This is a genomic window from Streptomyces sp. NPDC000878 (assembly GCF_053599695.1).
The window spans coordinates 76,373-89,788 of record NZ_JBSFMT010000041.1; the positions used below are offsets into that span (position 1 = coordinate 76,373).

The following is a 13,416-nucleotide window of genomic DNA, read 5'->3' on the forward strand; positions in this document are numbered from 1 at the left end:
GTCTTCTATCGCTTCGAGAGCACGGTCAACTGGCCCTCGTTGATGGTCACTTGGTCACCGCGCAGCAGAACCTCGGCGCCCGCGCCGTTCGCGATGACGATGGCTCCCTGGGTGATGCGGATGTAGGCGCCGCCCTGGGCCTGGAGGAGGATCCCCTGCTCGATGCCGGGCGTGTCGTTCATGACGAGCTTGTGCGCGAGGGGGGTCTGCACGACGACCGGCTTGTGGGCGGCGTTGGCCTCCAGTTCGCGGCGCGCGTCGGGCGGCAGTTCGTCGGCGGTGCCCCACCAACACCCGGTCCAGATGGGGAAACTGGGGTCCCCCTGCTCGAACTCGACCCACACGCCGGTCCCCGTCGGCGGCACCACGAACTGTCCGGACTCGGGCCCGGTGAACGGCAGACAGGGCAGCGCCCACGTCGACGGCTCGTCGCCGAGGACGTCCGGGACCTCGACGGTGAGGCGTCCGATGCGCAGCGGGTCGTTGTTGTCGACGACCCGGCCGCGGAACTTGCCGAGGTAGCGATTGCTGGGTGCCGCCATGCTGAACTGCTCCTGAGGTGTGGTCTGTTGCGGGTGGTGCGGCTGCTGTGCCTAGATCGTTGGGGTCACGGTCGGACGTAGTCGCTCAGCGCCTCCAGTCCCTCCCTGGAGAGGGTGAAGTTCTGCTGGTAGGAGCCCGGGCGCAGGTTGTGGGTGACGGACTTGACGTAGTAGTCGCCGTCGTACGCCCGTCCCGAGCCGCGTACGCCGACGAGCTGGCGGGGCTGGAGGATGTAGCCGTGCCGGTTGACGTCGAGCGATCCGGAGCCGGAGACGACGTCGGCGGAGACGGCGGCGCGGGCCAGCAACTCGGCCTCGGCCTCCGCCCGTTGCTGCTTGGCGGTGCCGGAGAGGGTGCGGCGCTTGAGGGCCGGGGTGGGCCGTTTGCCGAGAGGCGGGCGCAGGGGGCTGATCGGCGGCTGGGGCAGCAGCGTGGACAGCCGGGTCCCCGGGTCCTGCCAGCGGGCCTGCGGTTCCTCGCGCGCTGTCCCGTCGTACGCGAACGTCAGCTGGTCCACGGTGGAGTTGGCGTCCATGTTGACGTTGAGGGCGTGCTGGCGGATGCCGAGGCGCACCTCGGGTCCCCAACGGGCGGAGGACTGGCCGGGGTTGGGGCCGGGTTCGAGATAGAAGGTGTAGCCGTTGGCGCGGGCGAGTTCGGTGACGTACTGGAGGTCGGTGCCCGCCTGGTAGTGGACGCGGAGGTCCTGGTGCGGGGGCTGGGCGATCTGTTCCGCGTAGACGTCGGGCCGGATGCCGTAGTCGGAGTAGCGGCGCAGGATGGCGAGGACGCGTTCGGAGGGCGGGAGGTTGGGGTAGCGGGCGGTGCGTTCCTCCAGGTCGAGGAGGAGGGTGAGGTCCTCGCCGGTGAGGGTGAGGGTGGAGTGGCCGGGCTGGTTGCTGGTGCCGACCTCGTGGCGGACGATGAGTCCGTCGAAGAGGACGGCGGGCGTGCCTTTCACGCTGACGGTGACGATGAGGCGGGTCTTGGGGTCGAAGAACCCCTCGGGCAGGAGCCGCCTGCTGATGATGCCGTTCTTGGTGAGGTCGAAGGCCAGCTGGAATCCGCTGCGTTCGCCCGCGGTGGCGGTGATCTGGGCAGAGAGCAGGGCCTGGGTGACCTCGGCGGGGACGGGCTGGACGAGCTTGGGTCCCATGAGGAGCGTGATGTGAACGGGGCCCTGCCCCACGGGCAGGTCAAACACGCCGGTCTCCTCGCGGCAGCCCGCCCAGGGACGGTATGCCGATGACGCGGCCGGCCTCGTCGGTCAACTCCCGTGGGTCGAGTACGGGGTTGGCGTCCGCGATCTGCCACCACTGGGCGGGGTCGCCGAAGTAGCGCTGGGCGAGGAGGTCGGGGCGCTCACCGGCGCCGACGGTGTGGGGGTGGGCTTCCGGCCCCTGCCGCTCGTCGAGCGGGGGCAGCAACCGCGGCTTGGCGTACCGGACTTCGGTCCCGTCGGCCTGACGGTGAATGCCGATCTCGGCGTCGTGATAGCGGCTGGTGCGCGGATAGGGATGAGCGCCCGGTATGGCATCGAGGGCGTTCTCGTACGGTTCGATGTCGGCCATGGTGGTGTCCTCTCAGCCCCTTCCGCTTCCGCTGAACGCGCCGGTGCCGGTGCCGGTCCCGATTCCGCTGAGCCCGAGCGTCCCGAGGCTGCCGCTGCGGGCGGCGGCCGCGAGCTGTTCCTTCTGCGCGAGGTGCGCCATGTACAGATCGGCACCACGGTGGCCGGCGGGCAGATCGCTGACGGTGAGGATCTTCATGCCGATGCCGAGGGAGGCCCGGATCGGATTGAGGTTGACGTCGAAGGCGGACTCGTTGACGGAGAGTTCGGTCAGCCGGACGGGCATGACCCGCTTGCTCCCCCAGGTGAACAGGGTCAACGGCATCTCGATCGGGCTGATCTCGATGGTCCCGCTCTGCGCGAGGCGGCCTGCGGCGCGCAGTTGGGCGGTGGTGGGCTGTACGAGCATTTCGAGGGTGGCCAGTTGGGGATGGATACCGTCGGGGGCGGCGACCTCGAACTGGTCGGTGGCATCGATCTCGGCGGTGAACTTCCAGGTCTCCTCGGCGGGCCCCTTGAGCCGAAGAGCCTCATTCTTGTCCCCACCACCACTTCCCCCACCCCCTCCGGAGTCGGCGCTGTCCCCGGCGGTCTGGGGGGCGACGCTTCGCTCCAGGGTGTCGGGGTTGAACTGGAGGACGATGATGCGCTGGGGGGTGCCGGTGTCGGGGTTGACCACGACTATTCCGGAGCGGATGGGTTTGGGGATGTCGGCGTAGCGGGTCATGTTGTCTCCATTCACCCCTTATTCGGATCGCAGGCTTCGCTTGGCGTATGCGATTTCTGCTTCAATTTCGGCTTCGGTGGGCCGTTGCCACGTTCCGCCGCCATGGGATTCCAGGAGGTCAATCATGGCGTCACTGATGTCGATTCGAATATATTCGACGTTCTCTCTGCTCACATACGAGGTGAACCTGTTCCTGCCGGCGTCCCCATCAAAGCAGTAGATTCGACGATTCCGCAGACCATGCCACTCGTAGAGATACATGTCCATTCCGAGCAGTTCAGCAGACCAAGCTGCTGTCTCTTCCCGGTAGTACCCTTCACGGAACGTGCAGCCCATGATCTCCCCCAGTCGTTCCGCCACCTGTCCTGAAGGTTCCAGGACATCGGATCGGATGGAGAATCTGAGCAGCCGAAGAGACTGCCTCCCTGATTCACTTTCGGACATTTACGGATGCTCCCAGCGCAGTACGATGTCGGTCTCGTTTCTGATTTCCCCGTCGTCCTTGAGGCGCCCCGCCAAGGCGTCCGCCAGCCTTCCGCCGACTTCGTTCCCCTTCTGTTCGAGCTTATTAAGGTGCGGTCGAACGAGCTTGGGGAAGAACTTCTCTCCGTCCACCTGCCGCGGATGATCACGCCTGATGAGGGGCAGTACACGGTTCCATTCCTCCGGATGGACCACAAAAAGGTCCACATCGAAGTCGTCCACGTTGAACGCTGTGCGCCCCTTGTGGGGACCACGTTTCCCCCATTTGAGGCTGCCCACGTACTCCAGTGGCTCCTTCTTGTAGTTCTCCTGTCGGAGTACGCGGTCGATGATCCCCTTGATCGCCTTGTACTCCCGGTCCCAGATCACCTGCCCCTTCGCGAGAAGAACCTCGTCGAACTGCTCCTTCTCGAACCCTTCGATTCCTGTCCTGCGTGCCCATCCACTGATCTTGCTGTTCATCGTGCCGAGCTTCTCCAGCAGCACGATCACCTTCGCCTCGACTGCGGCCCTGGTTTCGCTGCCGGGCGGCGTCCGTTCCATCGATCGGCTGGGGAAGGCAGTTTTGAAGGCTTTCTTGTATTCTCCTACGCTGTCCTTCTGGAAGCTGATGAGGTCGTCGAGCATTTCTTCCTTGAACTGATTCCGTACCCTCTCGTTCTCGATCGAGTTGATGTACGTCTTGACGTACTCGATGTTGTTGTACGCCTCACTGTACTGATCGCCGAGCGGCATGAGGTTGCTCGATGCCATACGGACGTCGACGTCGTTTCCGGCGGGCTTGAGGACCATCCTGTGCTGTTCGCCGCTCATGGAGAACGCGGCGGTCACGGTGGGGGGAGTCTGCTGTTGCTGCTGGTTCTCCCTGTCCTTCTTTTCCCTGTCCCTCTCGTCCTGCTGCGCGCGCCGGTCGGCGTTCTCCTTCTGCTGTTTCCTGTGCAGGTCACGCAGATTCCTGATCTTCGCCAGGTACTTGTCGCGCAGTGCCTTGGCGCTACGGGAAACGGCCCGGCCGACCTTGCTCCTGCTGAGCTTCCTACCGAGGGTGCGTCCCGCGTTGCGGGTCTTCTTGAGCGCCGACTTGACTGCCCGCTTGACCCGGTTGAGAGCACGTGCGGGCCGCGAGGTGACCGTCTTCGGAGTGGGCGGCCTACGGTCGGGAGCCCCGTTCTTTCCGGGCTCCTCCGGCTCCTTGTCCGTCCTGCGGTCGCCTTGGCCTTCACGGTCGTTCGTAGTCTTCTCGGGCTTCTTTCCCTGCGCTGTGTCCGGCTCCTGCGCCTTTCGTGCCTTGTCGTCCGCATCCGTGTCGGGCTTGTCGGTGGCGGTGCGGTCCGGGGCCCGGTCACGACCGGCGGCATCCGGGGTCTTCGCCGGCCTGGATGTGGGCGGAGCATCCTGCTCGCCCCGGGCCTCGGCGTCCCTCTGGTTCTCGGGGCGCTGATCGCTCGTGCTCTCGGGCTTCGACGAACGCTGTTCCGCGGCGGACGGTCCCGCCGGCCGGGGCCTGGTCGGCCCGGCGGGTTCACGAATCGCCTGATTGGCTTTCCGTACCGCGTCACGTGCACGGTTGACGGCACCGCCGGCTGCCCTGCGTGCGCCCTGTCCCGTCTTCTTCAGGCCCTGCATGATCTTCTGAGCCATCGCCTGAAGTCGCTTGCCGACTCCCTTCGTCGCGCCCGAGAGGCGGATCATCAGGAAGTTGGCGATGAAGTCCAGCAGCGCGACGATCCCGGCCGCCACCGCTTCCGCGAACAGGCACGCGGCGGGGCCCGCCTTCACCGCCTTCAGGTAGGCCCAGAACTTACTGAACGCCGAAAGGATCGAGCTGAGGCTCTGCCACGCCGCCATCAGGCCCTGGACGATCGTCAGGATCGCGCCCGCCGCGGGCACCAGCATCGAGACGACCTTCTCGATCACGATCGAGGCGATCATCATCGGCAGCGACGCGATGATCGCGTCCCATGCCATCTTCCCGATCTGCTTGATGGAGACGCAGCCCTTCACCAGGACGTTGATCACGGCCTTGCCCAGCCCGAGAATGCCCTCGACCTTGGTGTCGAACCACCGCTTGACGCCGGTCTTGATCGCGCCCCACAGATGGTCGGTGATGCCCGCCTTGGCCGAGCTGCCCGCCTTGCCCAGCCAACCGAAGGGGTCCGGCGCGATGTCCGCGATCAGCGCGGCGAACTTGCCCAGCGCCTCGATCGCCGCCTGGGCGAACTTGATCGCGCCGAGAATGACCGCCTGGTAGATCTTGATGACGGCCTTGATGCCCGCCTCGAGCACGTCGAGCAAGGCGTTCAGACCCGCCGCGAGCGCGTCGAGCAGCGCGTTCACTGCCTTCTTCAGGCCGTCCGCCAGCGCGTTGACCGTCGCGATCGCCCTGTCCCGCAGGCCCTCGATCGCCTTGCGGAACTTGTCCCGCAGCTCCGGGAACGCCGCCAGCAGCACATCCCCGATGGCGATCAGCGCGTCCGCCAGCACGTTGATCGCCTCGATGGCGAGATCACGTACGAAGTCGATGGCCTTGTCGGCCCACTCCTTGAACGTGTCGATGATGCCGTTGACCGCCTTGCGGGCGGCGTCGAAGACCGCGGTGACCGCCGAGAGGATCGCGTTGAACGCGCTCTTGACCGCGTCGGCGACCCAGCCGAAGAAACCGCCTGACGGCTTCTCCTCCTCCTTCTTCCGCTCGGCCTCCTTCTCCGCGTTCTCCCGCTCCGTGTCGATCTTCTGGTTGTCCGCGTCCTTCCGTTCGACGACTTCCTTGTCCTTGTCGTCGCGGGCCTTGACGATCTCCTTGTTCTTGGCGGTGTGCTTTTTCTCGGTCTCCTTGTCCGCTTCCTCGATCTGCTGGTCCTGCTCGGCACGCCAGTCCTCGCGCTCGCGCTGGGCCTCCTCAGCGGCCCGGCCCCGTTCGGCCGTCTGCTTCTCCGCGTTCTGGGTGACCTCGCGGTCGATCTCGGTCTGCTTCGCCTGCTTGGCCTGCTGTTCGCCCTGCTGCTGATCCTTCTCCTTGGCGAGCAGGTCGCCCTGGGCCTGGCCCGCGGCGCCCTGGATCTCCGGGCCGCGTTCCTGCTGGGCGACCTTGCCGACGCCGGGCCCCGGCATGGGCGACGCGGCCAGCTTGCCGCCCTTGCCACCGGCGCTGCCCGCGGCCTTGCCGACCAGTTGCTCCTGCGGCGCGTTCGGGAAGATCCGGTCCTCGCCCAACGGCTTGACCGCGTCCTCACGGCCCGTACTGTGGATCTCGGACTGCTTGTCCTTGAGCGCCTTGGCCTGGTCGTCCGTGCGCTTGGGGTCGCTCTCGCCCTCAAGCCTGATCTTGGGGGCGGGGCCGACTGTCTTGTTCTGCAGTTCCGGGTCGACGGTCGGCACGGCATCGGCCGCGGCCTCGACGTTCTGCGCCTCTTCCTCGGTCAGCTTGTCCGCCACCGGTGGCGGCGGTGGGGGCGCGTTGTCGGTGGGCTTCGCGCCCTCCGCCTTCTCACTTCCCTTGGCCTTCTGCTTCTCGGCCCGGTCCTCGGGCCCCAGTTTCTCCACCTTGCCCGTCACCTGGGCCGCGGGGGCCGCCGCCGTGGGCGGGCCCGACTGGGTCTGGGGCGCGCCCGAAGGACGTTCCCGCTTTGGCGGCTCGGCATCCAGACGCCGCTGTTCCTCGCCGACCTTCTTGTCCGCCGCGGAGTCCACGCCGGGCATCGCGGCGGCGGCCTGGTCCGGGGCGAGCTTGCTGACCGTGCCGATGGCGGCCTTCGGGTCCTGGCCGGAGACGTCCGGTGGCTCCTGCTGCTTCTCCTCGGGCCCCGCGCCACCGCCTCCGCCGCCGCAGCTGCCGCCGCTCTCTTCCTTCTCCGCCGCGGGCTCGGGCGGGGCACAGCCTCCGCCGTCCTTCTCCAACGAGGCCTCGGGCTGGGCCTTCGCGCCCTCGGGAGCGCCGAACTGACCGGGATTCGCGGCTTGTCCGGCCGCCGGACTCACCGCTGCCTGGGCCGCCGACGGGGCGCCGCCCGGGCCTACAGCGGGGCTCGGCCCGGTCCTGCTGCCACCGCCGACCACTCCGCTCGGCGCGGCCCCCGGACCGCTCTCCTTCAGGATCCGGCTCTGAGGGGCTGCGGCCTCGTTCTCGGCTCTGGCCGGCTCGACGGCTCGGCGCGCGGCAGGTGAGGGGGTGCGGTCCTGAGTGGGCGTGGGCTCCATGCGGGCCCCCGCGGGCTGGTGGGCGCCGGCAGGTGCGGGTTCCGCGGAGGTCGTGTCCCCGGCATCGGCTCCGGCGGATCCAGACGCTGCCGTCGCCGGGGCAGGCGGCGCCTCGGGGTTGCCGACGCGTCCCACCGCGCCCTGTTCCCCCGTAGGCCCCTTCTCCTCGTCCCGCACGCCCTCGGCGTCAGGTGTTTCCTCGTCGTTCCGGCTGCCTGAGGACTTCGCCCCGGGCGCGTTCTTCTGTACGCCGGCTTCGACGGCGCCCTCCTCGGGGCCCTGTTGCCCCTGGGGGTCGTCCTGCTCCTCGGCCTCCGGTTCGGGCTGCTTCTCCGACTGCTCCGGATCCGGGCCGACCTCCTGGTCCGCCGGCTCCTCGGTCGGCATGTCGGCGATCGTGGGTTCTTCGGGTCCGGTGTCCCTGGAAGACCGGTCCTGTTCTGCTTCGGGCTCCGCCTCGGGTTCGGCGATCGCAAGCGCGTCGGCGACAGCGGCCGGTGACGCGTCCTCGGACAAAACGATCTCATCGACTGCCAGAGCGGCAGAGGCATCGCGGTCCTGCCGCCGATCGGAGCCGGGCCCCCTCCCCGCGCGTTCCTTGGTCACACCGCCCGGGACCTCGTTGTCCGCCCCCGCCTCCAGCCCCAGCGGTTTCTCCTCCTCGCGCGGCTCCCCCTCGTCCTCGTCCTTCTCGTTGAGGCCGTGCTCGGAAAGCGCGCTGTCCGCCTGCTCCGCCCGCTCGTCGACCTTCTCCGGGCGCACGGGACCGGGCTGGCCCTTCGCCTTCGGGTCGATGTCCTCCCGCCTCGACCCGTCCGCCGGCTTCTGCGCGTCGTCCTTGCGCTTCCGCTTGTCCGCGCCCGGGGCGTTGGCCTGTTCCGGGTCCTGTTCCTCCCGGTCACGCTGCTCCCTGCGCTCCTCCTTGGCCTGTTCGGCGCCTTCCTGCTGCCCCTGGGCGCGCTCGTCGACAGCCTCGTCCGTGCGCTGACGGTCCTGGCTCTGCTTCTCCTCCTCCTGCTGCTGCTCCTGCGCGGCCTGCTGCCGGGAGGCGTTGCGCTCGTCCTCCTGCTCGGTGCGCCGGGCGGCCTCCTGGTCCTCGGTCGCCGCGTCCGCACGGGCCCTGCTGCGGTCGCTGCCGCTCTTCTCGTCGCGGGCCCTGGCGTCCTGCTGCTCCTCGCGGGCGTCAGCAGCGCGACTGTCCTTGGAACCCCGGTCGGACTCCTGCTTCTTCTGCCACTGGGTACGTTCGGCACCGAGTGCCTCGAAGAGGTCGATCTCGGGCAGCGGTACGTCGGCGGACTGCAGCTCGACCGGGCCGGGGCCGGCCTGATCCGCGAGGTCCAGGAGGCGTTCGTACTCCGGAGTGAGCAGCCGGGCTTCGAGCCGCTCGATGACGGAGTCCTCCAACTGCTCCGACATCCGGGCCAGTTGGAGACGGACCCGGCCGGAGGCATCGGTGGGGTCGCCGCGCAGCGAGCGCAGCACTCCGCCCGCGAGCCGGTCGACGAGGGTCGCGGGGTCGACGGCCTCGGCCCGCATCCGGTCGGCGTCCACCGTGGCATAGCGCAGCCAGCCCGGGGTGGCCTGCCCCTCCGCCACCTCAGGCACGGCCTGCTCGTCCCCGCGTACGAGTTCCTGGGCGGCCGACTCCGCCTCCCGCTCGATCGCCTGCTGCGGCACACTCACCGCGCCCAGGTCGCGCCCGGCCCGCAACGCGCCCAGCCCGTGCGGGTTCTGGACGGTGTGCAGCAACTCGTGGGCGAGCAGGCGCTGTCCGTCCGCCGTGCCCGGGCGGTAGGCGCCCTCGCGGAAGAGGATGTCCTGGCCGACGGCCACCGCGTCCGCGCCGAGCAGTTCGGTCAGCTGTGCGGCGTCCCGGCCGGTGTGCAGCCGTACGCGGCTGAGGTCGTGGCCGAGCCGCTCCTCCAACTCCCGTCGTACGCCGGGGTCGAGCGGTTGCCCGGCGCCGCTGACGACGTCCTTCGCGGACGGGGTACGGGACTTGGCGCCCCGTTCCTTCCGCTTGCGCCGCCGCTGCTCGGCCGCCGACTGCTCCGAACGGGCGTCCTGGGACTGCGCGTTGCCGCTCATCGGGTCACCTCCCCCTGCCCGCTGAGCCCCTGGTGCACGGCTCGCGCCAGTTCCTGGCCGAGGCGGCGCGCGGACAGGCCGGCGGGCAGCGGCGGCAGCCCGGTCAGCGCGTCGACGCCGACCGTGCCGTCGGCCGCGAGGGGCACGCCGGATTCCCGTACCAGGCGGGTGAGTTCGTGCTCGAAGGCGGCCGAGACGCGGTCGGGGTCGGCATGGAAGCCGTCGAGGACGAGTTCCCCGATGTCCACGCGTATCGCCGAAGGCGCCGCCGGACGCTGCCTGTTGACACCGCTCACACCGCTCAGGCCACTCACACTGTTCACGCGACTGATGCCGTTCACGCTGTTCACACCGCTCGAGCCGTTCACACCCATCCGCGGACCTCCGTCGGCGTCAGGGAGCGCTCCAGCTTGAGGTACTCGGTGCGGGCCGCCGCGAGCATGTGCCGCATCTGGAGCCGGTCACCCTCCTCGGCGGCGAGGAACGCGCCGGACAGGGCGATGTTGCGGATCGAGCCGCCCGCGACGGTGAGTTGGGCGAGGAGGGCGGAGTCGATGTCCTTCACGGGGGCCTGCGGGGGCAGTACCCGGCGCCAGATCTCGGCGCGTTCGTGTTCCGCCGGGAAGGGGAAGTCGACGACGAAGCGGATGCGCCGCAGGAAGGCCGTGTCGAGGGCCTTCTTCATGTTGGTGGTGAGGATGGCGAGGCCCCGGTAGGCCTCCATGCGCATCAGCAGATAGCTGACCTCCAGGTTGGCGTACCGGTCGTGGCTGTCCTTGACCTCGCTGCGCTTGCCGAAGAGGGCGTCGGCCTCGTCGAACAGGAGGAGGGCGCCGCCGCGTTCGGCGGCGTCGAAGACCCGGCGCAGGTTCTTCTCGGTCTCGCCGATGTACTTGCTGACGACCTGGGAGAGATCGACGATGAACAGGTCCAGACCCAGCTCGTTCGCCATGACCTCGGCGGCCAGCGTCTTGCCGGTGCCGGAGCCGCCCGCGAACAGCGCGGTGACGCCGAGCCCGCGCCGGAGAGTGGCCGCGAATCCCCACTCCTGGTGGACAGTTGGCCGCTGCCGCACATGTGCGACGATCTCGCGCAGCACGCTGGTCTGTCGCTCGTGCAGCACGAGGTCGGTCCAGCCGGCCTGCGGCTCGATCCGCCGCCCCAGCTCGTCCATTCCGACCCGGGCCTCGTCGAGCCCGGCCCGCCAGGCGAGTTCGGCGGCGTCCAGCTCGTCCTCGCCGGGCAGATCACGCCGTACGACGGCAGCCGCCGAGCGCACCACGTGCGGGGGCAGCTGGAACTGGGCGACCAGCGAGCGCAGTTCGCTCTCCCCAAGGTCGGCGACGTCGTCGAACGCGTCGGCCCAGAGGGCGAGTTGCTCCTCGTCGTCCAGCTTGGGGACGGTCACCCGGGTGCCGTGCGGGCGGTCCGTGCGCAGGGGGTCCTCGCTCGACACCACGACGGGTACGGCGGCCCCGGCCAGGAACGCCTCCGTCGCCGCCCGCTGGTCGCGGTCCACGTCACCCACGTCGACGAGGAGCGCGGCGGGCAGCAGGATCGCCTCGCGCTGCCAGAGCCGGGCGAAGCGGTCCCGTTCGGCGGGGTCGCCCGGGATGTCCTCGGCGCTCACCGAGTAGAGCCCGAGCCCGGCACGGGCCGCGGCGGCGGCGCCGATGTCGGCCCGGCTGCGCAGATCGCCGCCGGTCACCTCGACGAGCAGCGGCGCGTCCGGGCTCGTCCCGGTCGCCCAGCCGGCCGCGACCCGGCTCACGGCCAGGTCGTACGACGGCGGCAGCCGGTCCGGCACCGGCGCGCGGCGCAACTGGCCGTGCAGCCGGGCGTCGAGGTAGGGCGAGCCCAGCAGGAAGTGCAGGACGCGTTCGTCGAGGCGGAGCCTGGAGGTCGTCAGCCGTGAGTCGTCGTCCAGTTCGACGATCCGCCAGCGGCGCAGCGGCGCCACCGGGGTGAGCGCGCTCCAGTGCGGCTCGGCGAGCGCGGCCAGGGCGAGCGAGAAGGTCGGGTACGTCCGCTCAGGATCGCCACCGGCCGCCGCGCACCGGGCCGCGGTGGTGGGCTCCAACTCCTGGGCGGCGGTGAGGAGTACGAGGTCCCGCTCGAAGGGGGTGAGGCCGAAGCAGGTGACGAGGGCGTCGAGGGGGGCGGTGACGGGACCGGCGGGCACGGGCGTGCCGTCGGACCGGGTGCCCTCGGCGGGCCCGGTCCCCTCGCCGGCGTGTGCCGCGTGGGCGTCGACACAGGCCAGCACACGCCGGATCTCCGCCGTGAGCGTCGTCGCGCCGCCCGTGCCGGACGTAGCCGTCGTCCCCTCGCGCATCCCCATGTGCTAACTGCCCCCGTTCGTCGTGTTCTCGGTCTCGTCGGGTGCGGCAGCCGTGCGCTTGGCCGCGCCTCGCGCGGACTTGCCCCCCGTACCCGTACCCGGCTCCGTCGCCTTGGCAGGCTGTGCGGCCTTGCGGGAGCGGGCAGGGGTCGCAGGGGTCGCCTTCGCCGGTGCTTTCGCCGGTGCCTTCGCCGCGGTCTTCTTGGCAGGCGCCTTCGCCACGGCCTTCCCGGGCTCGGGCGACGCCGACGGACCCGCGTCCGCCTCCGAACTCCCGCCCTGCGAACTCCCGCCCTCCGAAGTGCCGCCCTGTGAACTCCCGTTCTCCGCACCCTCGTTCACAGGCAGCGCCCGCCCACCCGGTGCCGGCGCCCCCGGCGCCCCGAAGGGCAGCACGCGCACGTCGGAGCGCTGGACCGGCTTCGCCGGGGCCGGTGTCTCGCGGCCCTCGATGAGGACGAGGGCGGCCTGGTAGACGACCGACAGCGAGTACGGCGTCTGGTAGAGCATTCCCCAGAGCTTCGACGTCTCGTCGATGTCCATCACCGTCGGCGAGAACCGCACCCGCTGCGCCGACTCCAACAGGTCGCTGCCCGCCAAGTACGGCTTCTCACCGGCCTGTTCGATGACGTCCCTGGGCAGGATCGGTATCTCGTGCAGGGTGCGCACGACGGACCCGATCAGCCGCTGCCCGACCAGTTCGTTCTCCTCGCCGTACGCGCTGATCAGGAAGTGCAGGTCCAGTGCGGCGGCGGGCCGCTTGACGAGCGTGCCGTCGGTGGCGCGGGTGGGCAGGTCGTTGTTGCGCTGCGAGGTGTTGGGCGTGACCTGGTACAGGAACACGGAGATCGTCGGTTCGCCGGAGGGTTCCGTCGGCGGCTTGCTGGGCTCGACCTTGACTGCCTGGTCGAACTCCGGACCCAGGTTGTTCTCGATCAGCAGGGCGAGGGCCTGGGTGACGTGGGCGATGGCAAGTGCGTTGCTCATGACGTCAGTTCCTCGGTCCCTCTCGTCCAGCGGCTCGCTTCATCTGCCTTGCTTCTTCTGCCGATCCCGCCGCGCGGGTTCACTCGCGCCCCCGGGCCAGATAGTCCGCGAGGCTCACGGTCGCGCCCGCCCGCTCGGCGGCCGTCGTACGCCGCCGTGCGGCTCCGGCGGGCGCCGCCGCAGTCACCTCGAGCCGCCCGATCCGTACCTCGACCACCTGCTCGGGGGCCCGTCCGGTCCGTCGTGCGGCGGCCTGTCGTACGGCCTCGCGGGCCGCCGCCGTGTCCGCGGTGCTGGGGCGCGGCGACGCGGACACGGCGGCGCGGGAAGCGGTGTCCGGGCCCGGGGGGCTGGGCACGGGCACCTCGGTCCGGGTGGAGCATGGAGAACGGCCGGGACCTGGTGGTCAAGGCCCCGAAGAACAGCGCACGGAACGTGTACGTCCAAGGCTTGAAGGTCAACGGCAAGTCCTGGACG

At 69.7% G+C, this 13,416-nt stretch carries 10 protein-coding genes and 1 pseudogene; 1 reads left to right on the plus strand and 10 read right to left on the minus strand.

The features are described 5' to 3' along the window. Positions 1-5: 5 nt before the first annotated feature. The 10 genes from ACWDR4_RS30330 to ACWDR4_RS30375 all read right to left on the minus strand — a co-directional run bounded on the left by ACWDR4_RS30330 (position 6) and on the right by ACWDR4_RS30375 (position 13,297). Positions 6-542, minus strand: a complete 537-nt coding sequence (locus ACWDR4_RS30330) for a phage baseplate assembly protein V (RefSeq protein WP_450413286.1) — start codon at positions 540-542, stop codon at positions 6-8. A 65-nt stretch (positions 543-607) separates the two neighbouring features. Next, on the minus strand, positions 608-1,747 hold the full coding sequence (locus ACWDR4_RS30335) for a hypothetical protein (protein ID WP_450413287.1): 1,140 nt from the start codon (positions 1,745-1,747) through the stop codon (positions 608-610). Then, a complete protein-coding gene (locus tag ACWDR4_RS30340; protein ID WP_450413288.1) occupies positions 1,740-2,114 on the minus strand; it encodes a hypothetical protein in 375 nt (124 codons plus the stop codon). The genes ACWDR4_RS30335 and ACWDR4_RS30340 overlap by 8 nt, the downstream gene beginning before the upstream one ends. Before the next feature lie 12 nt (positions 2,115-2,126). Then, positions 2,127-2,840: a hypothetical protein gene (locus tag ACWDR4_RS30345; protein ID WP_450413289.1), complete on the minus strand. Its 714-nt coding sequence runs from the start codon at positions 2,838-2,840 to the stop codon at positions 2,127-2,129. Between the two features lie 18 nt (positions 2,841-2,858). Then, positions 2,859-3,200 (minus strand): hypothetical protein, encoded by a 342-nt coding sequence (locus tag ACWDR4_RS30350; RefSeq protein ID WP_450413290.1) that lies wholly within the window; start codon positions 3,198-3,200, stop codon positions 2,859-2,861. Between the two features lie 84 nt (positions 3,201-3,284). After that, a complete protein-coding gene (locus ACWDR4_RS30355) occupies positions 3,285-9,611 on the minus strand; it encodes an eCIS core domain-containing protein (protein ID WP_450413291.1) in 6,327 nt (2,108 codons plus the stop codon). Further along, complete coding sequence (locus ACWDR4_RS30360; protein ID WP_450413292.1) at positions 9,608-9,934, minus strand: hypothetical protein; 327 nt, start codon at positions 9,932-9,934, stop codon at positions 9,608-9,610. The genes ACWDR4_RS30355 and ACWDR4_RS30360 overlap by 4 nt, the downstream gene beginning before the upstream one ends. 41 nt (positions 9,935-9,975) lie before the next feature. Then, positions 9,976-11,946, minus strand: a complete 1,971-nt coding sequence (locus ACWDR4_RS30365; protein ID WP_450413293.1) for an ATP-binding protein — start codon at positions 11,944-11,946, stop codon at positions 9,976-9,978. A gap of 9 nt (positions 11,947-11,955) precedes the next feature. Further along, the gene (locus ACWDR4_RS30370) at positions 11,956-12,939 is read right to left on the minus strand and encodes a DUF4255 domain-containing protein (RefSeq protein WP_450413294.1); all 984 of its coding nucleotides are present in this window, start codon (positions 12,937-12,939) and stop codon (positions 11,956-11,958) included. A gap of 79 nt (positions 12,940-13,018) precedes the next feature. Further along, on the minus strand, positions 13,019-13,297 hold the full coding sequence (locus ACWDR4_RS30375; protein WP_450413295.1) for a hypothetical protein: 279 nt from the start codon (positions 13,295-13,297) through the stop codon (positions 13,019-13,021). 23 nt (positions 13,298-13,320) lie between these two features. Here ACWDR4_RS30375 and ACWDR4_RS30380 point away from each other — a divergent pair. After that, positions 13,321-13,416 (plus strand): annotated as a pseudogene (locus ACWDR4_RS30380) (glycoside hydrolase domain-containing protein); the annotation flags it as partial.